Source organism: Plantactinospora sp. CNZ321, assembly GCF_004217235.1.
Genome location: NZ_SHKQ01000001.1, coordinates 5,368,807 through 5,391,043, shown reverse-complemented (window position 1 = coordinate 5,391,043; position 22,237 = coordinate 5,368,807). Strand labels below are relative to the sequence as shown.

Below are 22,237 nucleotides of genomic sequence, written 5' to 3'. Positions count from 1 at the left end.
GTCGCGGGGCGTCCGGTAGGCCTGCCTGGCCGACTTTCCGGCGCCGATGTCCGGAGTGTCGTTCCTCCGCGGCGAACCGGCACCGTAGCCGCCCCGCACGGCCCACCCAGGCGTGGCTGACCCCGGTATGGAGTGCGAGCATGGCCGCCATGGAAATCTACGAGGACGAGCGTACGGTGCCGCGCGCGGACCTGGCCGGCTGGCTGCGTCATCTGGCGAACCAGCTCGAATCCGATGGAAAGATCTTCTTTGGTGCCGCCGGCGCGGTCACCGTCGCCGAGCAGGTCGACTGCGAACTGGAGATCGAGCGCGACGGCGCGGAGATCTCCGTCGAGATCGAGTTCTCCTGGCGGGACCCGGCCGCCGCCAGCGCCGACGACGAGAACGATGACGAGGAAGAAGACGAGGAGGAGGACGAGGAGGAGGACGAGGAGGAAGAAGACGAGGAAGAAGGAGGAGGAGAAGACGACGACGAGAAGGGCGGGTCCGTAGAGGACGAGGAGCCCAGCCGGGCGGCGGCGTCCACCGAGCCGGTGCAGGCCGGCGTGCCGGTGTCCGCCGAGTCGGGCGACGACCGGACGCAGCCGAGCCCGCCGGTGTCTGCCGAGTCGACGCACGCCCCGGCGACGGCCTCCTGGGCGGCGCAGGAGGCCAGCGAGCCGGCCAGCACGCCGGCCACCACCACGGCCGAGCTGACCAGCAGCACCGGGCCGTCGGACGGCGCCGGATCGTCCGAGAGCGCCGGGTCGTCGGACGGTGCCGGGTCGTCCGAGAGCGCCGGGTCGTCGGACGGTGCCGGGTCGTCCGAGAGCGCCGGGTCGTCGGACGGTGCCGGGTCGTCCGAGAGCGCCGGGTCGTCGGACGGTGCCGGGTCGTCCGAGAGCACCGGGTCGTCGGACGGCGCCGGGTCGTCCGAGAGCAGCGATCCGTCCGGCGACGCCGACTCCTCCGGCAACACCCGGCCGTCCGGCACCACCGACCCCTGGGGCTACGGTCGGACCGGCGGAGCGGCCTGACCCTCCCAGCGGGACGGCCGCCGGGTGGGTCACCCGGATCTCCGGACCGGCCCACCCGGCGGCGTCGAGCTGGAATTCCGGCCAGGAACTGACCGCAGTACTGCCTACCGTGGCCCCATGACCAACACCGCACACCATATCCGCCCTTTCCACATCGACATCGCCGAGGAGAAGCTCGACGACCTGCGTGCGAGGCTGGCCAACACGCGCTGGCCGGACGAACTCCCCGGGGTCGGCTGGAGTCGGGGCGTACCGCTGGGGTACCTGCGAGAGCTCGCGGAGTACTGGCGGACGACGTACGACTGGCGGGCACACGAGGCGGCGCTGAACGCGTACCCGCAGTGCGTCAGCGACGTGGACGGGCAGAACCTGCACTTCCTGCACGTACGCTCACCCGAGCCGGACGCCACCCCGCTGGTTCTGCTGCACGGCTGGCCGGGTTCGGTCGTGGATTTCCTCGACGTGATCGGGCCGCTGACCCAGCCGCGTTCCCACGGTGCCGATGCGACCGACGCGTTCCACCTGGTCATACCGTCGTTGCCCGGGTTCGGCTTCTCGACCCCGCTGGCCGGCCCGGGAATGGGTCCGGCCCGGATGGCCGGGGTGATCGCCGAGCTGATGTCCCGACTCGGCTACCAGCAATATGGCGTCCAGGGCTACGACACCGGCGCCTGGGTCGGTCCCGAGCTTGCCCGGCTGCACCCTGACCGGGTGATCGGGCTGCACGTCAACGCCCTGCTCACCTTTCCGGCCGGTGTCGACGGGGAGATGGACGGGCTCACCGAGGTCGAGCAGCGCCGTTGGCAGGCGATGCAGGACTTCAACGACGGGTACCTGCAGTGCAACTCCAAGCGCCCGCAGACGGTGACGTACGCGCTGCACGACTCACCGGTCGGCCAGCTCGCCTGGATCGTGGAGAAGTTCAAGGAGCTCACCGATCCAGCGGACGGCCTGCCGGAGCAGAGCATCGATCGGGACCGGATGCTGACCGAGGTCAGCCTCTACTGGCTGACCGGCACCGCTGGCTCGGCCGCGCAGGTCTACTACGAGGCGATCTCGGCGGGCGACTGGAGCGCCGTCGACAGCGCTGTCGACGGGAGCGCCGAGGACGGGAGCGCCGAGGACGGGAGCGCCGAGGACGGGAGCGCCGAGGACGGGAGCGCCGACGACGCTGCCGACTGGAGCGCCGGCTCCGGCGCCGAGGGCTGGGCAGCACCGGCGCGGGGTACCGTGCCGACCGGAGTCCTGGTCTCCACCCACGATGTCACCATCCGGCGTTGGGCGGAGCGGGACCACCACGTCGTACGCTGGACCGAACTCGACCGGGGCGGGCACTTCCTGGCGATGGAGGCACCGGAGCTACTGGTCGCCGACGTCCGGGAGTTCTTCCGGCAGCTGCGCTGACGGGCGCCTTCCGGCCCGGCGCGGCGGTCACTCCCGGAGCTTGTCGCGCAGGACCGCCGCGTCCGGCGCACCGAGTTCCTCGTAGCCGGCGAGGGCCTGTCGCCACACCGCCCGGGCATCCTGGCGGCGTCCGGCCGCGTGCAGGGCGTCGCCGAGCCGACCCAGGGTGGCGGCCTGGTACCAGCGGTCGCCGAGGTCCCGGTAGATCTCGACGGCCCGCCGGTAGTGCTCGATCGCCGCGCCGTGCCGGCCCAGCCGGCCGTGCGCGGTCGCGGCGGCCTGCAGCGCGCGGGCCTCCCCCCGTCGATGACCGAGCGACCGGAAGATCTCCAGCGACTCGGTGATCACCGGTACCGCCTCGGCGGGTCGCCCGGCGACGGTCAGCGTCCGGGCAATCTGGTACAGCGAGATCGACATGTTTCCGAGCTCGCCGTGCGCCCGTTCCAGCGCGTACGCCTGCCGGCTGCACCGCAGCGAGCGGTGGTGTTCACCGGTGTCCCGGTACGCGGCGCCGAGGTTGCTCAGCACCGTCGCGATGCCCGCCGGGTCGGCCACCTCCCGGAAGATCTCCAGCGCCCGCTGGTGGGTCTGCACCGCCAGCCCGGTCTGTCGAGTCGACCGATAGGCGGTGCCGATCCCGCTGAGCATGTGCGCCTGGCCGATCCGGTCACCGGTTCGCTCGGCCGCGCGCAATCCGGCCCGGTGGGTGCGGATCAGGTCATCCCAGGCGCGGGTCAGGTGCAGGTGGACCCAGGTGGCGTAGGCGAGGCGCCAGCAGAGGTCGTCGAAGCCGCGGACCTGCGCCAGTTCCACGGCGGCGATCAGATTGTGCCGCTCAATCTCGTACCACTCCCGGGCCTGGCGCTCGCCGGAGAAGGTCAGCGGCGTGACGTCCCGGGCCGGTTCCGGCACCGTCACCTCGGATTCACTCGGCTGGAGCAGCGGCCGGGCTCGCAGGGCGCTGCGGGTCAACCAGTCGACGAGCCGGCGCTGGCCGGCGATCCGCAGCTGTGACGTGTCCTGATCGGCGGTGAGTTCGGCGGCGTACGCGTGCAGCAGGTCGTGCACCGCGAACCGCCCCGGGACATGCTCGCTGACCAGGTGCGCGGCGGCGAGTTCGTCGAGCAGGACCCGGTTCTGCGGCTCGGTGGTCCCCACCAGGGTCGCGGCCGCCGGGGCGGACAGCTCTGGTGTGGGGTGCAGGCCGAGTCGCCGGAACAGCCGGGCGGCCGGTGTGCTGAGAGTGCGGTACGACCACGAGAAGACCGCCCGTACGTCGACGGCGGTGTCCGGGACGGCGAACCCGTCCAGCCCGTGCCCGGCGTCCGCGAGTTGCCGGTCCAGTGCCGCGAGTGGAAAGGCGGGACGGGCGGCGGCCCGGGCGGCGACGATGGCCAGCGCCAGCGGTAGTCGGCCGCACGCGTCGACGATCCGGCGCACCGCCTCGGGTTCGGCGTCGACCCGCGCCTGACCGAGCCGGGAGCCGAGCATCTGCCGGGCCTGGTCCGCGGTGAACGGTTCGAGCCGTACCGCCCGGGCTCCCTCCGTCACGATCAGCGCGGACAGCTCGCTGCGGCTGGTGACCAGCACGAGGCACCCGGTTCCGCCGGGCAGCAGCGGCCGGACCTGCTCGGTGTCGCCGGCGTTGTCCAGTACCACCAGCATCCGGCGACCGTCCGTCAGGGACCGGTACAGTCCGGTCTGCCCGTCCAGATCGGCGGGGATCTGCGCGGCGGGCAGCCCGAGCGCGCGCAGGAACAGCGTCAACGCGTGCTGCGGGGTCACCTTCGCCCGGTCGTCGTAGCCGCGCAGGTTCACCCAGAGCTGGCCGTCCGGGAAGTGCTCGGCGATCCGTCGGGACCAGTGCAGCGCCAGCGAGGTCTTCCCGACCCCGGCCGTGCCGATCAGGACCACGACGCCGGGCGCGCCTCCGGGGCGGAGGTCGCGGCGGTCCAGCAGGGTGTGCAGCCGCTCCACCTCGGCGGCCCGGCCGGTGAAGCCGGAGACCTCCGGCGGCAGCTGCCGGGGCACCGGCGGCAGCCGCACCCCGTCGCCGGGTGCGGTCGGGCTGCAGCCGAGCACCTGCGCGTGCAGCCGCTGGAGATCCTCGCCCGGATCGAGTCCGAGTTCCTCGGCCAGGTGCCGGCAACCCTCGTGGTAGGCGTCCAGTGCCTCCGCCCGGCGCCCGCTGCGGTGCAGTGCGGTGACCAGTTGCAGCCACAGCCGCTCCCGCAACCGGTCCCGGGCGGTCAGCCCGCGTAGTTCCTCGACGAGTTCGGCGTGCCGGCCGAGCCGGAGGTCCGCGTCGATCCGCCGCTCCAGCGTGCGGAGTCGCTGTTCACACAGGCCGGGGACGCTTTCTCGGTGCAGCAGTTCGGAGGGTACGTCGGAGAGCGCGTCACCGCGCCACTGTCGCAGCGCCGCGCGCAGCGCGGTCGACTCACCCTCCAGATCGGACCGCTGGGCCGCCCGGTCGGCTGCCAGCAACCAGTGCCGGAACCGCCCGAGGTCCACCACATCGGTGCCGACCTCGATCAGGTAGCCGTCGGAACCGGTGGCGATCAGCGGTGGCAGGCCTGCCTTGTCGAACAGCGCGCGCAGTCGGGTGACGTGCAGCTGTGCGGTCCGCCGGGGGTTGTCCGGCTGCGCGGTGTCCCAGATCGCCTCGGTCAGCCGTCCAACCGAGACGAGTCGGCCCGGTTCGAGCAGCAGCGTCGCCAGCAACACCCGGCACTTCGGCGACCGGACCGGCACCGACCGGCCCGCCACCCGCACGTCGATGGGCCCGAGCAGCCCGAATTCCACCCCGTTGGTCATCGCCCTCTCCGCCCCCGTGTCTTTCGTAGGTTGACACAGCGGCCGGCAACAGAAAATACGCAGCCTGAAGTACACATACAGGGCCGCGGAGAGAAAGGGTATCGATTTCCCGACGCGATAATGATCAATTGTTTGACCCATTGCGGATCAAGTTCTCGCGGCCGCTACACCCGGCCAGCGCATCCACCTCGCCCCGGGCACCTACCGTGGCTCGTTCGTGACCCAGCGGCCCGGCACCGCCGCCGTGACCGCTGCCTGATCTGCATTCCGACCGTTCCGCCGCCGAGCGGTGATGCCCGTCATCCCGTGGTCAAAGCCGCGTGGTCGTCGGTGCCAGCTTCCGGGCGACCCCGGCGGCGACCTTGAGCATGGTCGGCGGGGACTTCTCGTCCGGCCACCAGTCCTGGATGTCGACGACGCCGGGCGGGAGCAACTCGAAGCCGTCGAAGAACCGCTCGATGTCATCCCGGCGCCGGAACGTCATCGGCGCGGGGGAGTTCACCGAGATCTCCTCCAGCTTCGCCCTGGCCGCCGGGTCGCTGCCGTCGAGGCAGAACTGCGAGATGCAGACGTAGCTGCCCGGGGCCAGTCGGTCGCGGAACCGCGCGATCAGCGTCGCCGGATCCTCGGCGTCGGTGACCAGGTGAAACAGGCCGATGAAGAGCAGCAGCACCGGTTCATCGAAGTTGATCAGCCGCTGTACCTGCGGGTCGTCGAGGAGCGCGTCCGGCCGGCGGACGTCGGCCTGGATCGAGGCCACGTTCTCGTCGGTGGCCAGCAGGGCCCGGTTGTGGATGAAGACGATCGGGTCGCTGTCCACATAGATCACCCGGGCGTCCGGGATGATGGCTCGGGCGGTCTCGTGCACGTTCGGCGCGGTGGGAATGCCGGCGCCGACGTCGAGGAACTGCCTGATGCCGGCGTTGGCACACATCTGGGTGACCCGGAGCAGGAATTTCCGCTGCGCCTTCCCGAGGGCGGGCAGATCCGGGGCGAGTGCGATGACCTGCCTGGCCGCCTCCCGGTCCACCGCGAAGTTGTCCTTGCCGCCGAGCACGTAGTCGTAGGCGCGGGCGTGACTCATCTGCGAGGTGTCGATCCCGGACGAGATCGGGTCCTGATCGGTCACGGGCGCTCCCGGGTTCTGGGGGTTCGAGGACTGCGAACGGCGAGCAGGAGTAGTGCGGGTGGCGGGCCGATCCTAGCCAATCCGTCCGGTCGAGTCGCCCCGCGGATGGCCATGGAAAGGGGGTTGAACCGGCGACCGCCGCGCGGTACCTTCTTCTCGAAGTGAGAAAGACTCAGTCTGAGAATAACTTGGGGGGCGACGATGCGCGCGGAGTCCACGTTCCTGGCCGGCTACGACCCGACGGCGTTTCCCCCGGTCGCGGTCACCGTCGACATCGTGGTGCTGACCATCCGGGACGGTGCGCTGCACGTGCTGCTCGTCGAGCGGGCCGAACACCCCTACCGAGGGCGGTTGGCCCTGCCGGGCGGGTTCGTCCGGGACGAGACGCTGGCCGAGGCGGCCCGCCGCGAGCTGGCCGAGGAGACCGGGTTGCGCCCCGGCGAGGCGGCCCTGGCCAGGGTCCACCTCGAACAGTTGCGCACCTACGGCGACCCGGGGCGAGACCCGCGGATGCGGGTGATGTCAGTGGCATACCTCGGGTTCGCGCCGAGCCTGCCGGACCCCCTGGCCGGCGGCGATGCCGCCAGCGCCGCGTGGCGGCCCGTCGACGACGTTCGGGACCTGGCCTTCGACCACGACATCGTGCTCGCCGACGGACTGGAACGGGCCCGCGCCAAGCTGGAGTACACCCCGCTGGGCACGGCGTTTCTCGGGCCGGAGTTCACGATCGGGGAGCTGCGCGCCGTCTACACCGCGGTCTGGGGCGAGCCGCTGCACCCCGGCAACTTCCACCGCAAGGTGCTGTCGGTGCCCGGCTTCGTGGAGAGCACCGGCGGGACGACCAGCCGGGGCGGCGAGCGGGGCGGGCCACGGGCCCGGCTCTACCGGGCCGGCGACGCCACGCTGCTGCATCCGGCCCTGCTCCGGCCCACTCGGGAGGAGCAGGTCCGGTGAAACAGCCGCACGGTTCCGCAGCGGGGCGCCGACCCGACCGGGCGGCACCGCCGGGCCGCGACGGCGGCTGCCGGCACACCCGGCCTGGTCGGCGGAGCAGCCCCGCAAGCCGGCCGGAAGGGGAGGGCGGGATGGACTTCGACGAGGCGGTCGCCCTGGTCGAGCGGGCGCGAACCCCGGCCGAGATATTCGTCGACGGCGCGACGACGTACCGCGGATTGGTCAAGATCCTGCACCCCGACGTCGCGCCGGCCGGACGCACCGCGACCGCGACGGCGGCCCTGGCCCGGCTCGGCGCACTCTGGGCCGCGACCAACCTGGTCATCCGGACCCGGCGCCACCGCTGGGCCGTCGGCGCCGACTTCGCCAGCGGCGACATCGGCACCCTCCGGGAGGTCACCGACGGGCCGCTGCGCGGCCTGCTGAAACTGCCCCGCGACCCGGCCGACGGCGACCTGGCACGCGCCGAGATCGACGCCCTCGACCGGCTCTGCCGCCGTGGCGAACACCGGTTCCGGCCCTACGCCCCGAAACTGCTGGACACCGTCAGTCACGAGGATCCGGCGACCGGGATCCGGCGCACCGGGCCGGTGCTGGAACGGCTGAACGGGTTCGTCAGCCTCGCCGAGGTGGCCCGCCGGTACCCCGGCGGGGTCGACCCGCGGGACGCCGCCTGGATGTGGCGCCGGCTGCTCGTCGGGCTCGGCTGGGCACACCGGGCCGGTCTCGTGCACGGCGCGGTACTCCCCGAGCACGTCCTGATCCACCCCGCCGAGCACGGCCTCGCCCTGGTCGACTGGTGCTACTCCGTACCGCCCGGCCAGCGGATACCCGCGCTCGTCGCCCGGCACCGCGACGCCTATCCGCCCGAGGTGCCCGGCCGCCGGCCCGCCACCCCGGCCACCGACATCTACGCCGCCGCCGAGCTGATGGCCCGGCTGATCGGCCCGCGGCTGCCGCCCGCGCTGCGCCGGTTCGCCGACGGCTGCCGCCTGGAGCGCCCGACGATGCGCCCCGACGACGCCTGGCGGCTCCTCGCCGAACTCGACGACCTCTACGGCCCCCGCCGATTCCGACCGTTCGCCATGCCGGCCTGACCCGTCAGGCCCGACCGAAGGGACACACCATGGGGAGTGGACGCTGGTCCACCGACGTGTACTCGGCCGCCGCGAGCTACCGCGCGGCCACCGGGGCGAGTCCGTTCGCCTACAGCGACGGCGGTGCCCGCACCGCGCATCCCGACCTCAGCCCCTACCGGGTGACCGCCCGGGAGAGCCGGGACAGCGACGAACACCCGCACTCGACCCCGATCGCCGTGCTCTTCGACGTCACCGGGTCGATGCGCAACGTGCCCCGGGTACTCCAGGCGAAGCTGCCGCAACTGCTGGGGCTGCTGCTGCGCAAGGGTTACGCCCGGGATCCGCAGATCCTGTTCGGAGCGGTCGGCGACGCCACCTGTGACCGGGTGCCGTTGCAGATCGGCCAGTTCGAGTCGGACAACCGGATGGACGACCAACTGGCCAACATCGTCCTGGAGGGCGGCGGCGGCGGTCAGCAGACCGAGTCGTACGAGCTGGCGATGTACTTCATGGCCCGGCACACCGAGCTGGACAGCGTACGCGGGCGCGGCCGGACCGGCTATCTCTTCCTGATCGGCGACGAGATGCCGTACGACCGGGTCAAGCCGGCGGAGGTCCGCCGGGTGATCGGGGACCAGCTCACCGAGCCGATCGCGGTCACCGAGATCGTCCGCGAGCTGCGGCGCAGCTTCGAGACCTACTACATCCTGCCGGGCGGGTCCAACTACGCCGGCGACCCCCGCACCCTGAACGCCTGGCGGAAGCTGCTCGGCCAGAACGTCCTGGAACTCGACGACCTCGACGCGGTCTGCGAGACCATCGCGCTCACCGTCGGGCTCGGCGAGCAGGCCATCGACCTCGACGCCGGGCTGCGGGATCTCGACGAGGTCGGCTCGGCGGTCGGCGCCAGCGTCGGCCGGGCGCTGGCCACGATCCGCCGCGACCCGGTCGACAGCTCGGTCGCGCTGACCGGCCTCGACCACGGCACCGGCGGGAACCTCCGGCTGTGAACCACACCGTCGTCGTCGACCTCGGCTACGGGGACGCGGGCAAGGGCAGCACGGTGGATTGGCTCTGCGCGCGGGCACCGGTCACCGCGGTGATCCGGTTCAACGGGGGCGCGCAGGCCGCGCACAACGTGGTGGCGCCGGACGGGCGGCACCACACCTTCGCCCAGTTCGGCTCCGGCACGCTGCGCGGCGTGCCCACCCACCTGTCGCGGTTCGTCGTGGTCGACCCGCTGGCCCTGGCGGCCGAGGCGGCGGCGCTGGCCCGGTCGGGGGTACCGGATCCGTTCGGGCTGCTGACCGTCGACGGCGACGCACTGCTGGCCACCCCGTGGCACCGCGCCGCGAACCAGCTCCGGGAGCTGCGGCGCGGCGCCGACCGGCACGGTTCGTGCGGGGTCGGGGTCGGCGAAACCATCCGGTACGCCCAACAGCACCCCGACGCCCCACGGGCGGCGGACGCCGGTGACCCGGTACGCCTGCGCCGGCGGCTCACCCGGCTGCGCGACCGGCTCACCGACGAACTCGGTCCGCTCGACGCCGCGCCGGGCGGGGCTCCGCCGGTCGACGACGTACTGGCGGCATTCCGGGCGTTCGGCGAGGCGGTCGAGGTGGTGGACGGGATTGCCGTCCGGCGGCGGCTGCTGCGCGACGGGCCGTGCGTCTTCGAGGGCGCCCAGGGGGTGCTGTTGGACGAGTGGCGGGGCTGGCACCCGTACACCACCTGGTCGACCACGACCTTCGACAACGCGGCGACGCTGCTGGCCGAGGCGGAACGGTCGGCGCTGCGGCTCGGCGTGGTACGGACGTACACCACCCGGCACGGGGCGGGGCCGTTCGTCACCGAGGATCCGACGCTGCGCCTGCCGGAGCCGCACAACGGCACGGGACCCTGGCAGGGCCCGTTCCGGGTCGGGCACTTCGACGCGGTCGCGCACCGGTACGCCGTCCAGGTCTGCGGCGGGGTCGACGCGCTGGCCGTCACCCACGCCGACGCGCCGGACCGGGAGCCGGCGCTGCGGGTCTGTACCGGTTACGAGGTGGACCGGGCGCCGCTGTTCCGGCTGGTTCCCGGGCCGGCGCGGAATCTGGCCCACCAGGCCGAGCTGACCGCCCTGCTGCGGCGGGCCCGGCCGGCGGTGCTGTTCCGGCCGGACGACTGGCCGACGACGATCGGTGCGCTGCTCGACCTGCCGGTCCTGGTGACCTCGTACGGTCCGCGGGCCACCGACAGGTCTCCCGGTCCGGGGCGGGCTGCCCGGTCGCCGTCGCCCGGCGGGCGGCTCCGCGGCCGGACGGTCCCGGCCGGCGTCACAGCTCGGTGACCACCAGGTCGAGCTGGCGGGGGCGGCCAACGGCCACCGACCGCTCCTCGACGGTGTACTTCAGGTCGCGCAGCGCCTCGACCAACCTGCCGGTGGACCGGGGCGCCGCGCCGGCCAGCAGCAGGTCGCGGACCAGGCGACCCTTGCTGGCCTTGTTGAAGTGGCTCACCACGGACCGCCGCACCTCGCCGCCGACCACCTGCTCGTGCAGCACCCGGACCGTCACGGTGCGCTCGGCCAGCCGGCCGGTGGGCCGCCACGTCGCCGCGTATCCGCTGGAGCGGAGGTCGAGCACCGGCCCGCCGCCGGCCGCCTCGGTGAGCACCGGGTCGAGCAGCCCGCGCCAGTACGCGGCCAGCCCGCCCACCCCGGGCAGGTTCACCCCGATCGCGCAGCGGTACGCCGGGATCCGGTCGTCCGTCCGGAGCACCCCCCAGAGCCCGGAGAGGACGAGTACGGAGCGCCGGGCCCGGGCCCGGGCCGGACCGGGCAGGGTAACCAGGCCGAGCGCGTCGTAGAGCACCCCGGTGTAGACCTTGGCGGCCGGCTGGGCCGGGGCGGTACGCAGCCGGGCGTTGCGGTCCACCTCCTCGTCCTGCCCGGGGCTGAGCCCGAGCACCTCCCGCGCCCGGTCCCGGTCCGGGACGGAGCAGAGCGTGACGAGCGCGTCGAGGACGCGTTCCCGGCCGGGAGCGAGCGCCGGCTGGCTCAGCGCGTCCGGGTCGACCGGCCGACCAGAGCGGGGCGCGGTCTTCCCCTCGGAGGGAGGCAGCAGGATCAGCACGACCAGCAAGCCTACGCAGCGGGCCGCGGTACGCGTACGGGGCGGGCCGGACGGCCGCCCCGGACGCGTACCGGTCGGCGCGGCAGTCAGGCCACCTTGTCGAGGGCGTGCTGGGCCAGCAGTTCGCCGTGCTTGTCGGCCGAGGCGTGGCCCGCTTCGAGGTGCTGCCGGGCCAGGTCACGCAGCGGCTCCATCGCCGGGATGACCTCGGCCAGGGTCAGCTCGACCTCGCAGAGATGCAGGTCCAGCCCGAGCAGGTCGCCGAAGATGCGGCGGTAGTACGGCGTGGCGTGGTCCCAGCCCTCCCGGGGCGTACCCGGGCCGTAGCCGCCGCCCCGGGTGACGATCAGTGCCGCCGGGCGGCCGCGCAGCGGCGACTCCTGGCCCGGAGCGAGCCGTGGGTCGGTGAGCAGCAGGTCGACCCAGGACTTGACGTGCTGGGAGACGCCGTAGTTGTAGAGCGGCACGGCGAGCAGGTATGCGTCGGCCGCGACGAGTTCGTCGACGTAGGTCGAGGCGAGGCCGACGGCCCGGGCCTGGGCCTCGGTGCGTTCGTCTGCCGGGACGAATCCGGCGGTCACCGCCGCGGGCCAGGCGTCGACCGGGACCGGCGAGGCGAACAGGTCGCGTCGGACGACCAGCCCGGACGGGTGGGTACGGGTCCACGCCGCTTCGGCGGTGTCGGCGACGGCCCGGCTGACGGACTGCTCGCCGCGGATGCTGGCGTCGAGTCGGAAGAGGCTCACTCTTACCTCCGAGAGAAGTTCTGCGATCGCGACCAAACTAATCGCAGACCAGCGACACAACAGCACAACTGTGACTTATATTATCTCCTGAAAAATATTTCGGTCTCACAGAACATCTCAGGAGCGATGATCTTTCCGGCGGGTATGCTGGTCAGGTGCCCGACGCCGCAGCTCCCGCACCATCCGCCGCCAGTCCCGGGGACGGCAGCGGACGGCTCGCGGCGGAGTTGCTCAAGGACGACTTCGCCTGGGCGCTCGGGGTGATCATGCGGCGCTACCTCCGTGCGGCAGAGGAGGTCGTCAAGGACGTGCCGGGCGGCCCCCGGGGCTACCAGGTCGTCGCCTCGGCGAGCCAGAACCTGGCCACCAACCAGGGGGCGATGGCCGCCCAGCTGGGCATCGACCGGACGGTCCTCACCTACCTGATCGACGACCTGGAGGACGCCGGACTCGTCTCCCGGCAACCCGACCCGGCCGACCGGCGCAGCCGCCGGGTGGTCGCGACCGACGCCGGAAAGGCGCTCTGGCAGGAGCGGCAGGCAGCCCTGGCCGGTGCCGAAGCCGAGATCCTCCGCGTACTCGGCAAAGACGAGTCGGCCTTCAAGGAGCTCCTGCAACGCGTCGCGATCCACGCGGACCGGCTCGACCCCATGTACAACGCCTGCCAGGTGGTCGAGGAACTGAACGAGCGGGACACCCGAAGCCGCCGTCGGCGCTGAGATCGACGGCCCGATCCGATCCGACCGGCGCCGGTCGTCACGGTCCGCATCGTGACCGTCACATCGACTTTCGTCAGATCGTGCTGGTCCAGCTAACCCATCTCGCAGAACGGTGGGTTGCCGGTAGTGATCCCCAGGTCCTCGCAGCGGTATCCGCTGCCCTGGCTGTGGTACCGCCAGCCCGTGCCGGCCCTGTACTGGAACAGGTAGATGCCGTCGCCGACGGTCGGACCCTCCGGGCTGGCCGTCGCCCAGTTCCGCCAGCACTGCACGCGTGAGGGAACGAAATGCCAGTCCTTCGGCAGGTCGGCGAGCCTCTCCAGGGCCTTCGCGGAGGGGCAGTCCGGATATCGAGGCCGATTACTGGTACGGGTGGACGGGTCCGGCGACGGTGACTGCGGTGTCCTGCTGGGGGCCGCGGGAGTCGGTGCGACGCTGGGCGCCGCCGAGGTCGGACCGACGCTCGGTGACGGTGCCTGGGTCGCCACCGGGGCCGGCGGATTCGGCCGGTTGGCGGTGGCGAGGGCGACCGCACCACCGATGGCGAACACCGCCACCCCGGCCGTGGCGGCCGTGGCGACCCGGGCGCGTCGTTGCACCTGCCGGGACCGGTGCAGGGACCGCTCGTACATGTCGGCGCTGCCACCGTGCTCGGCCAGATCGGACATGGCCTGACGCAGCGGCCCGAGGTTGTCGGTCATCAGGCTTCCTCCATTACGGCCGAAAGCAGTTCGGGCGCCATCTCCCGGATGCGGGCCAGCGCCTTGCTGGTCTGGCTCTTGATCGTGCCGACCGAGCACTGCAGCAGGTCCGCGGCCTCGGCCTCGCTGCGATCCTCGAAGAAGCGCAGCACCAGCACCGCACGTTGCCGCCGGGTGAGCCGGTCGAGGGCCTGATGCAGGGCGAGCTTGAGATCGGTACGGCGGGCGTGGTCACTGCCCGGCTGAATCACGTCGGTGAGGTCGCCGGGGAGGGACTCGGCCACCTTGCGGCGTCGCCACCAGCTCACGTGCTGGTGGTACATGGCCGTACGGGTGTAGGCCTCGAAATGGCCGGGGTCATCCAGCCGATGTCGGCCCCGATGGGTACGGGCCAGCGCATCCTGCACCAGGTCCTCGGCGAGGTGGCGGTCACCGGTCAGCAGGAACGCCGTCCGCAGCAGCGCGGGCGACCGGGTTCGAACAAACTCGCAAAAAAGGTCGTCTATGGAGTTGGACATCCTCGGCTCCTGCTCCCGATGCGCCGAATTTCGCCCAGGCGGCGGCGATGTCGGCACCTCCGGCTGCCCGTGCCGTACACCGTAGGCGGTGCGGACCATCGCGCTCCCCCTCGGTCGCCGAGCTCAGGGGTACTGGCAGAACGGCGCATCCTCGTGGATGCCGAGGTCCCGGCAGTGGTAACCGCTGCCCTCGCTGTGGAACCGCCAGCCCGTGCCGGCCTCGTACCGGAAGAGGTAGACGCCGTCGCCGACGCTCGGCCCCTCGGGGTCGGCCGTCGCCCAACCCTTCCAGCACTCCACACTCGACGGGACGAAGTGCCAGCCCTTCGGCAGGTCCACGAGCCGCTCGAGGGTCTTGGCCGAGGGGCACTTCCCGGCCCCGGCTCCGGCCGGCGACTCGGTGCCGGCGGGGCGCGCCGAGGCGGGAGCACGCTCCGCCGGAGCAGCCGAGGCCGGAGCTGCCACGGCGGAGGCGGGAGCCGCCGGGGGCGGGGTAGTCGAGATTGGAGCGGAAGCCGACGTCGAACCGCAGGCGGTGAGCCCGAGGGCGATGGCGGCGACGGGCAGCAGACCGTGACGTGCGGACATTTTCGAGCTCCCTGATGGTGATGGTGTTTGCTTACATCCGGGTACATGCGATCCGAGCCCCGCAGGTTGCCGCCGGCCGAGAAAATTCTCGATGACTCGTCGAGACGGTGCGGGATGCACGGAGGCGGCGTCCGTCCTACCGTGGGGTGATCGCCTACCGGAAGGTGCCGTGTGCCTGCTCAGGGCTGGTTTCTCACCGAGGCGGAGCGGGACAACCCCGACTCCGCCCTCCCCGTCTGGACCGAGGGCAACCTGGTCCAGCCGCTGATCCACGGTGCCACCTACTTCGACCGGCTCGTCACCGAGGTCGAGGCTCTCGACGAGGGTGACCACCTCTTCTTCACCGACTGGCGGGGCGATCCGGACGAGCGGCTGCGGGAGGGCGGTCCCACCATCGCCGAGCTGCTCTGCGCCGCCGCCCGGCGCGGCGTGGTCGTCAAGGGGCTGATCTGGCGCTCCCACCTCGACCGGTTCGCCTACAGCCACGAGGAGAACCGGAATCTCGGCGAGGCGGTCGAGGCGGCCGGTGGCGAGGTACTGCTCGACCATCGGGTCAGGCGTGGCGGCTCGCATCACCAGAAGCTGGTCGTACTCCGGCATCCGGCCGAGCCGGAGCGGGACGTCGCGTTCGTCGGCGGCATCGACCTGTGCCACAGCCGGCGCGACGACGCCGAGCATCGCGGCGACCCGCAGGCGGTGCGGATGGCCGGGGCGTACGGCGACCGTCCGCCCTGGCACGACGTGCAGCTCGCGCTGCGCGGCCCGGTCGTCGGCGCGCTCGACCTCACCTTCCGGGAGCGCTGGACCGACCCGGCGCCGCTGGACCAGCACGGGCCGGTCAGCACCGTACGCGACAGGCTGCGCGGCGCGGACCTGCATGCCGACCGGCTACCGCCGCAGCCGCCCGACCCGCCGCCCTGCGGCCCGCACCGGGTCCAGGTGCTCCGGACCTATCCGGCGATGCGCCCGGCCTACGAGTTCGCGAGGCTCGGCGAGCAGACCGTCGCCCGGGGCTACACCAAGGCGATCAAGCGGGCCCGCCGGCTGGTCTACCTGGAGGACCAGTACCTCTGGTCCCGGGAGGTGGCGAAGCTCTTCGCCGACGCGCTGCGCGACAACCCCGACCTGCACCTCGTCGCCGTCGTGCCCCGGCATCCGGACGTGGACGGCCGGCTCGCGCTGCCGCCCAACCAGGTCGGCCGGGAGCAGGCCATCGCGCTCTGCCGGGAGGCCGCCGCGGACCGGGTGCACGTGTACGACGTGGAGAACCACGCCGGCACTCCCGTCTACGTGCACGCCAAGGTCTGCGTGGTGGACGACGTCTGGTGCAGCGTCGGCAGCGACAACTTCAACCGGCGGTCCTGGACCCACGACAGCGAGCTCTCCTGCGCCGTTCTCGACGACACTCGGGACGAGCGGGAGCCCCGCGACCCGGCCGGCCTCGGCGACGGCGCCCGGCGTTTCCCACGTGACCTGCGGCTGGCTCTGCTCCGCGAGCACCTGGACCGGGCGTCCGGTGACGACCGGGATCTGCTCGACCCCGACTCGGCGATCCGCGCCATCGACGCCGCCGCGAACGCGCTGCGGGACTGGCACGCGGGTGGTCGGCACGGTTCCCGGCCGCCGGGCCGGCTGGTTCCGCACGAAACCAGCCGGCTACCGTGGCATCAGCGGCTCTGGGCCGTCCCGGCGTACCGGCTGGTCTACGACCCGGACGGGCGAGCCTGGCGGGACCGCCGCGCCGGCAACTGGTAGACCCGGAGCCCGGAAGCGGGCGGCCGGTGCCCGAAGACGGGCCGTCACGGTACGCGCTTTCTCGGCGTACGCCGGTGGAACCTTTCCAAAGGCTCACGTCTGCTGTGGACTAGCCGTCCCGTTCCCGCAGCGGGTACGGGATGAAGGTGCTCCGGTTCTCGTCGAGGTCGAGTTGCCGGCCGATCGGTTGGGCGGCCCGCTGTGGGCAGGTCATCCGCTCGCAGGTCTTGCAACCGGGCCCGATCGGGGTGGCCGCCTCGGTGGCGTGCAGGTCCATCCCGGCGGAGTAGACGAGCCGGCCGGCATGCCGGGTCTCGCAGCCCAGCCCGATCGCGAACGTCTTGCCGGGCTGGCCGTACCCGCCGTGGTGCCGGGTCACGGTGCGGGCGATCCACAGGTAGCGTTGGCCGTCGGGCATCGCCGCCACCTGCGTCATCACCTGGCCGGGCGCCCCGAACGCCTCGTAGACGTTCCAGAGTGGACACGTGCCGCCGGAGCGGGAGAACGGGAAGCCGGTCGCCGACTGGCGCTTGGACATGTTGCCGGCCCGGTCCACCCGGACGAACGAGAAGGGCACCCCGCGCGCCCTCGGCCGTTGCAGGGTGCTCAGCCGGTGGCAGACGCTTTCCCAGCCCATCGCGAAGTGGTCGGTCAGCAGCTCGATGTCGTAGCGCATCGTCTCGGCTGCGGTGAGGAATTCCCGGTACGGCAGAATCAGCGCGGCGGCGAAATAGTTCGCCAACCCGACCCGCATGAGAATCTGCGTCTGGAGGTCGGCGACGTTTTCCTCCTCGATGATTTCGTCGATGACGTCGGCGAATTCCAGCAGCGCGATCTGCGCACCCATCCGGATCGCCCGCTGGCCCGAGCGCAGCGATGTCGACAGGTGCAGGGTGCGGGTCTCCGGGCGGTAGCGGTGCAGGTCGCCGGCGAGTGAGTCCGGGTCCTGCCGGACGATCCGGATGTCGTGCCGGCCGGCCAGCCGGTCGCTCAGCGCGGCCCGGGTCTCGCCCCGGCGGATCCCGATCTGCCCGGCCAGCGCCTCGGCCGCCTCGTCCAGCTGGGGGACGTAGTTCTGCCGCCGGTAGAAGAAGTCGCTGACCTGGTCGTGCGGACTGCGACCGGGCATCAGCCCCCGGTCGCCGACCACCTCGGCGAGCTGGTCGTCGACCTGGCGGTAACGCCGGTAGAGGTCGATCACCGCCTCCGCCACCTCGGGCAACTTGCCGGCGAGTTCGGTGAGATCGGGCAGGCTGGCCCGGGTCGGCAGCGCCTCGCGCAGCTCGGCGACGAGCCGGGGCGTGTCGTGCGGTGCGAAGTATGTGGTGTCGACACCGAAGACCTCGGTGATCCGGATCAGCACCGGGACGGTCAGCGGGCGGGAGTCGTGCTCTATCTGGTTGAGATAGCTGGGCGAGATGGCGAGCTGCCGGGCGAGCTCGATCTGGTTGATCCCGTGCTCCTCGCGCAACCGACGCAGCCGCGCACCCGCGAACGTCTTGGCCACGGCATCTCCCTTCCCCGTCCCGTCCTGCCCTTCCTCCTCCTCCGGCGCCGCCGCCGGATCCAGTCACATTAACACACCTGTAAAGAAGCTCATTTGCAACTTCGCAAAATGCGGCCGGGACTTTTCAATAGTTGGCTGCTTCCGTGTCTCGACCCGTCAGTCACGCCCATGCCACAGTTTCGACAAGTCCTGGTGGACGGTGAGTCGTCGATTATCGACCGAACCTCGGAGGAGGCTTCCATGAGCACGCCGGCAGAGCGGTTGCGTACCGAATGGGCCACCGACCCGCGTTGGCGGGGCGTCGAACGCACCTATCGCGCCGAGGACGTCGTCCGGCTGCGCGGCGTGGTGCAGGAGCAGCACACCCTCGCCGACCGGGGCGCTCGGCGACTCTGGGAACTGCTGCACCGGGAGGACTTCGTCCCGGCGCTCGGTGCACTCACCGGCAACCAGGCGGTGCAGATGGTCCGGGCCGGACTCAAGTCGATCTACCTTTCCGGCTGGCAGGTCGCCGCCGACGCCAACCTCTCCGGGCAGACCTATCCGGACCAGAGTCTCTATCCGGCCAACTCGGTGCCGGCGGTGGTACGCCGGATCAACAACGCTCTGCTGCGCGCCGGCCAGATCGAGACCGTAGAGCGCCGGATCGGGACCGCAGAGGGCCGGATCGGGACCGCAGAGGGCCGGATCGGGACCGCAGAGGGCCGGATCGGGACCGCGGACGGTCGCGGCAGCGGGGGCGACGACGCCGGGATCGACTGGCTCGCCCCGATCGTCGCCGACGCCGAGGCCGGGTTCGGCGGCCCGCTGAACGCGTACGAGCTGATGAGCGCGATGATCGTCGCCGGCGCGGCCGGGGTGCACTGGGAGGACCAGCTCGCATCGGAGAAGAAGTGCGGGCACCTCGGCGGCAAGGTGCTGGTGCCGACCGGACAGCACATCCGGACCCTCAATGCCGCCCGGCTCGCCGCCGACGTGGCCGGGGTCCCCTCGGTGATCATCGCGCGTACCGACGCGCAGGCGGCGACGCTGCTCACCACCGACGTCGACGAGCGGGACCGCCCGTTCGTCACCGGCGAGCGGACCGCCGAGGGCTTCTACCGGGTCCGCAACGGATTCGACGCCTGCGTGGCCCGGGGACTCGCCTACGCCCCCCACGCCGACCTGCTCTGGATGGAGACCAGCACTCCGGACCTGGAGCTGGCCCGCCGGTTCGCCGAGGAGATCAGGGCGGTGTACCCGGACCAGTTGCTGGCCTACAACTGCTCGCCGTCGTTCAACTGGCGCAGGCATCTCGACGACGCCACCATCGCCAAGTTCCAGCGCGAGCTCGGGCACATGGGCTACCGCTTCCAGTTCATCACCCTGGCCGGCTTCCACGCGCTGAACTACTCGATGTTCGACCTGGCCCGGGGCTACGCCACCGACGGCATGCCGGCGTACGTGTCGTTGCAGGAGCGGGAGTTCGCCGCCGAGGCGTACGGCTACACGGCGGTCAAGCACCAGCGCGAGGTCGGCACCGGCTACTTCGACCTGGTCAGTACGGTGCTGAACCCGGCCGCCGAGACCACCGCCCTGCGCGGTTCCACCGAGGAGGAGCAGTTCTGATGCGGATCGTGGTGACCGGGCCGCTGCGGGAGCGGTACGACGAGATTCTCAGCCCGAAGGCGCTGGACTTCCTGGTCGCGCTCGACAGCGAGTTCGCGGCCCGCCGGGTGGCCCTGCTGGACACCCGCCGGGCCCGCCGGGCTCGCTACGCCGACGGCCAGCTCCCCGGCTTCCTGCCGGAGACCGAGGCGATCCGAGCCGACCCGAGCTGGCGGGTGGCGCCGCCGGCACCGGGCCTGCACGACCGGCGGGTCGAGATCACCGGGCCGACCGACCGGAAGATGACGGTCAACGCGCTGAACTCCGGCGCGAGGGTGTGGCTGGCCGACTTCGAGGACGCGCTCGCGCCGACCTGGGAGAACGTGATCGGCGGGCAGCTCAACCTGGTCGACGCGATCGACCGCCGGATCGACTTCACCGCGCCCGGCGGCAAGCGCTACGCCCTCGGCGAGGAGCTCGCCACCATCGTGGTCCGGCCGCGCGGCTGGCACCTGGTCGAGAAGCACATCGTGGTCGACGGGAGGGCCATCTCGGCCACCCTTGTCGACTTCGGGCTCTACCTCTTCCACTGCGCCGGTCGGCAACTCGACGCCGGCAGTGGCCCGTACTTCTACCTCCCGAAGCTGGAGAGCCACCGGGAGGCACGGCTGTGGAACGACGTCTTCCGGTTCGCGCAGAACTACCTCGGCATCCCGCAGGGAACCATCCGGGCCACCGTGCTGATCGAGACCATCACCGCCGCGTTCGAGATGGACGAGATCCTGTACGAACTCCGCGAGCACTGCGCCGGGCTGAACGCCGGGCGGTGGGACTACATCTTCAGCATCGTCAAGAACTTCGGCTGGCGGGACGACTTCGTACTGCCGGACCGGGCCGAGGTGACGATGACCGTGCCGTTCATGCGGGCGTACACCGAACTGCTGGTCCGAACCTGTCACCGGCGGGGCGCGCACGCGATCGGGGGGATGGCCGCCTTCATCCCGAGCCGGGATCCGCAGGTCAACGCCGTCGCACTCGGCAGGGTCCGGGCGGACAAGGAGCGGGAGGCCGCCGACGGGTTCGACGGCTCCTGGGTGGCCCACCCCGGGCTGGTCCCGATCTGCCGGGAGGCCTTCGACACCGTCCTCGGCGACCGTCCGCACCAGCTCGACCGGCGTCGCCCCGAGGTCACCGTCGGCGCGGACGATCTGCTGTCGGTCGACCGTACCCCGGGCCGGGTCACCGACGCGGGACTGCGCGGCAACGTCGCCGTGGCGCTGCGGTACTTCGACGCCTGGCTGGGCGGTACCGGCGCGGCGGCCATCTTCGACCTGATGGAGGACGCCGCCACGGCCGAGATCGCCCGCTGCCAGGTGTGGCAGTGGCTGCACCACGCGACACCGCTGGCCGAGGGCGGCCGGGTCACCGAGGAACTGGTCCGGTCGATCCTGGTCGAGGAGGTGACCCGGCTGGCCGCGGAGCGGTCGGTCACCGACCGGGACCGGCTGACCCGGGCGGCGGAGATCTTCGTCCGGACCGCGCTCGGCGAGGAGCTGCCGGCCTTCTTCACCACCGAGGCGTACGCCCGGCACCTGGTGACCCCGGCGGTGTCCGCCCGGTAGCGGATCGGCGCCCGCGACTGCTCCGGGTCGTCGGGTCAGGCGATCCGGGCGACGGCTCCGCCCGGCGGCTCGGGCACGGTGCCCGGGTGCAGGATCGCGGCGATCGCCTCGACCCCGTCCACCAGGCGCGGACCGGGGCGGACCACCAGGCCGTCCGCGTCGACCGCCCAGACCGCGACCCCGGGCAGCCGGCGCGCGACGACCTCGGCCTGCCGGGCGGCGCCGTCCAGGTGGAAGCCGCACGGGGTGACGAGCACGATCTCCGGCCCGGCGTCGGCGAACTCCTGCCAGGTGGTCTGCACCGACCGCGCCCCGGGGCGGGCGGCCACCGGCTCGCCGCCGGCCGCGCGTACCAGATCGGGCACCCAGTGTCCGGCGGTGAACGGCGGCTCGACCCACTCCACCACCGCGACCCGGGGGCGGGGCCGGCCCCGGACCGCCGAGGCGACCGCCGCGAGCCGGTCCCGCAGCGCGCCGACCAGCGCCTCGGCCCGATCGGGCACGCCGGCCCGCGCGCCCACCGCCAGGATCGTCCCCAGCACCTCCTCCAGCGAGTACGGGTCCAGCGACAGCACGTCGGCCCGGCAGCCGAGATGATCGAGGGCGTCCTCGACGTGCTCGGACGGCAGTGCGCAGACCCGGCAGAGGTCCTGGGTCAGGATCAGCTCCGGCTCCAGCCCGGCGAGGGCGTCGGCGTGCAGGGTGTAGAGGTCGCCCCCCGCCGACATCTGTGCCTTCACGTAGTCGTCGATCTCGGCGGGTGTCATCCCCCGGGTGTCCCGACCGCCGACCACGACCGCCTTGTCGGTCCGGGCCGACGGCGGCTCGTCGCACTCGAAGGTCACGCCGACGAGGTCGTCGCCGAGTCCGAGGGCGTAGACGATCTCCGTCGCGGAGGGCAGCAACGACACCATGCGCATACCGCCATCTTGACCGATGACCGGCCACCCGCGGCAAACCGATCTGCCCCGGCCGGATT

19 protein-coding genes are annotated in these 22,237 nt (G+C 72.2%); 10 read left to right on the top strand and 9 right to left on the bottom strand.

The features are described 5' to 3' along the window. Positions 1-140 precede the first annotated feature (140 nt). Positions 141-1,016, top strand: a complete 876-nt coding sequence (locus EV371_RS23320) for an amphi-Trp domain-containing protein (protein ID WP_130463941.1) — start codon at positions 141-143, stop codon at positions 1,014-1,016. 117 nt (positions 1,017-1,133) lie between these two features. Continuing rightward, on the top strand, positions 1,134-2,420 hold the full coding sequence (locus EV371_RS23315; protein ID WP_130463940.1) for an epoxide hydrolase family protein: 1,287 nt from the start codon (positions 1,134-1,136) through the stop codon (positions 2,418-2,420). Positions 2,421-2,447: 27 nt separating this feature from the next. Here EV371_RS23315 and EV371_RS23310 read toward each other — a convergent pair whose 3' ends face one another. Both EV371_RS23310 and EV371_RS23305 read right to left on the bottom strand, forming a co-directional pair. Then, positions 2,448-5,237: an AfsR/SARP family transcriptional regulator gene (locus tag EV371_RS23310; protein WP_165436817.1), complete on the bottom strand. Its 2,790-nt coding sequence runs from the start codon at positions 5,235-5,237 to the stop codon at positions 2,448-2,450. Positions 5,238-5,547: 310 nt separating this feature from the next. Beyond that, positions 5,548-6,366, bottom strand: coding sequence for an SAM-dependent methyltransferase (locus tag EV371_RS23305; protein ID WP_130463938.1), 819 nt, complete (start codon positions 6,364-6,366; stop codon positions 5,548-5,550). Between the two features lie 201 nt (positions 6,367-6,567). On the opposite strand from EV371_RS23305, the gene EV371_RS23300 reads away from it, so the two are divergent. From EV371_RS23300 to EV371_RS23285, 4 genes are all read left to right on the top strand, one after another. Then, a complete protein-coding gene (locus tag EV371_RS23300) occupies positions 6,568-7,320 on the top strand; it encodes an NUDIX domain-containing protein (RefSeq protein ID WP_130463937.1) in 753 nt (250 codons plus the stop codon). A 131-nt stretch (positions 7,321-7,451) separates the two neighbouring features. Next, positions 7,452-8,417 carry a protein kinase family protein gene (locus EV371_RS23295; protein ID WP_130463936.1) on the top strand — a complete coding sequence of 322 codons (966 nt, stop codon included), beginning with the start codon at positions 7,452-7,454 and terminating at the stop codon, positions 8,415-8,417. Between the two features lie 29 nt (positions 8,418-8,446). Continuing rightward, positions 8,447-9,409 (top strand): hypothetical protein, encoded by a 963-nt coding sequence (locus EV371_RS23290; RefSeq protein ID WP_130463935.1) that lies wholly within the window; start codon positions 8,447-8,449, stop codon positions 9,407-9,409. Further along, the gene (locus tag EV371_RS23285; protein WP_130463934.1) at positions 9,406-10,731 is read left to right on the top strand and encodes an adenylosuccinate synthetase; all 1,326 of its coding nucleotides are present in this window, start codon (positions 9,406-9,408) and stop codon (positions 10,729-10,731) included. Before EV371_RS23290 ends, EV371_RS23285 begins: the two co-directional genes overlap by 4 nt. On the opposite strand, the gene yaaA is transcribed toward EV371_RS23285, so the two are convergent. Beyond that, positions 10,718-11,515, bottom strand: coding sequence for a peroxide stress protein YaaA (gene yaaA, locus EV371_RS23280; RefSeq protein WP_130463933.1), 798 nt, complete (start codon positions 11,513-11,515; stop codon positions 10,718-10,720). The genes EV371_RS23285 and yaaA overlap by 14 nt on opposite strands. A gap of 86 nt (positions 11,516-11,601) precedes the next feature. Then, positions 11,602-12,261, bottom strand: a complete 660-nt coding sequence (locus EV371_RS23275; protein WP_130463932.1) for an NAD(P)H-dependent oxidoreductase — start codon at positions 12,259-12,261, stop codon at positions 11,602-11,604. 155 nt (positions 12,262-12,416) lie between these two features. Here EV371_RS23275 and EV371_RS23270 point away from each other — a divergent pair, with 155 nt between their 5' ends. Then, positions 12,417-12,980 (top strand): MarR family winged helix-turn-helix transcriptional regulator, encoded by a 564-nt coding sequence (locus tag EV371_RS23270; protein WP_349339644.1) that lies wholly within the window; start codon positions 12,417-12,419, stop codon positions 12,978-12,980. Positions 12,981-13,072: 92 nt separating this feature from the next. On the opposite strand, the gene EV371_RS23265 is transcribed toward EV371_RS23270, so the two are convergent. The 3 genes from EV371_RS23265 to EV371_RS33530 form a co-directional block, all read right to left on the bottom strand. After that, complete coding sequence (locus EV371_RS23265) at positions 13,073-13,681, bottom strand: hypothetical protein (protein ID WP_130463931.1); 609 nt, start codon at positions 13,679-13,681, stop codon at positions 13,073-13,075. Further along, on the bottom strand, positions 13,681-14,199 hold the full coding sequence (locus tag EV371_RS23260) for a SigE family RNA polymerase sigma factor (protein WP_130463930.1): 519 nt from the start codon (positions 14,197-14,199) through the stop codon (positions 13,681-13,683). Before EV371_RS23260 ends, EV371_RS23265 begins: the two co-directional genes overlap by 1 nt. Positions 14,200-14,322: 123 nt before the next feature. Then, positions 14,323-14,787, bottom strand: coding sequence for a hypothetical protein (locus EV371_RS33530; RefSeq protein WP_165436816.1), 465 nt, complete (start codon positions 14,785-14,787; stop codon positions 14,323-14,325). Between the two features lie 171 nt (positions 14,788-14,958). Here EV371_RS33530 and EV371_RS23245 point away from each other — a divergent pair, with 171 nt between their 5' ends. Next, positions 14,959-16,542 carry a phospholipase D-like domain-containing protein gene (locus EV371_RS23245; RefSeq protein ID WP_130463927.1) on the top strand — a complete coding sequence of 528 codons (1,584 nt, stop codon included), beginning with the start codon at positions 14,959-14,961 and terminating at the stop codon, positions 16,540-16,542. A 109-nt stretch (positions 16,543-16,651) separates the two neighbouring features. Here the strand turns inward: EV371_RS23245 and EV371_RS23240 are convergent, their stop codons facing one another. Next, entirely contained in the window at positions 16,652-18,049 is a 1,398-nt protein-coding gene (locus EV371_RS23240) for a helix-turn-helix transcriptional regulator (RefSeq protein ID WP_130463926.1), read from the bottom strand. A 240-nt stretch (positions 18,050-18,289) separates the two neighbouring features. Between EV371_RS23240 and aceA the strand changes: the two genes are divergently transcribed. Continuing rightward, on the top strand, positions 18,290-19,657 hold the full coding sequence (gene aceA, locus EV371_RS23235; RefSeq protein ID WP_130463925.1) for an isocitrate lyase: 1,368 nt from the start codon (positions 18,290-18,292) through the stop codon (positions 19,655-19,657). Beyond that, positions 19,657-21,258 (top strand): malate synthase A, encoded by a 1,602-nt coding sequence (aceB, locus tag EV371_RS23230; protein WP_130463924.1) that lies wholly within the window; start codon positions 19,657-19,659, stop codon positions 21,256-21,258. The genes aceA and aceB overlap by 1 nt, the downstream gene beginning before the upstream one ends. Before the next feature lie 35 nt (positions 21,259-21,293). Here the strand turns inward: aceB and EV371_RS23225 are convergent, their stop codons facing one another. Continuing rightward, positions 21,294-22,178: an ABC transporter substrate-binding protein gene (locus EV371_RS23225; protein WP_130463923.1), complete on the bottom strand. Its 885-nt coding sequence runs from the start codon at positions 22,176-22,178 to the stop codon at positions 21,294-21,296. Positions 22,179-22,237 lie beyond the last annotated feature (59 nt).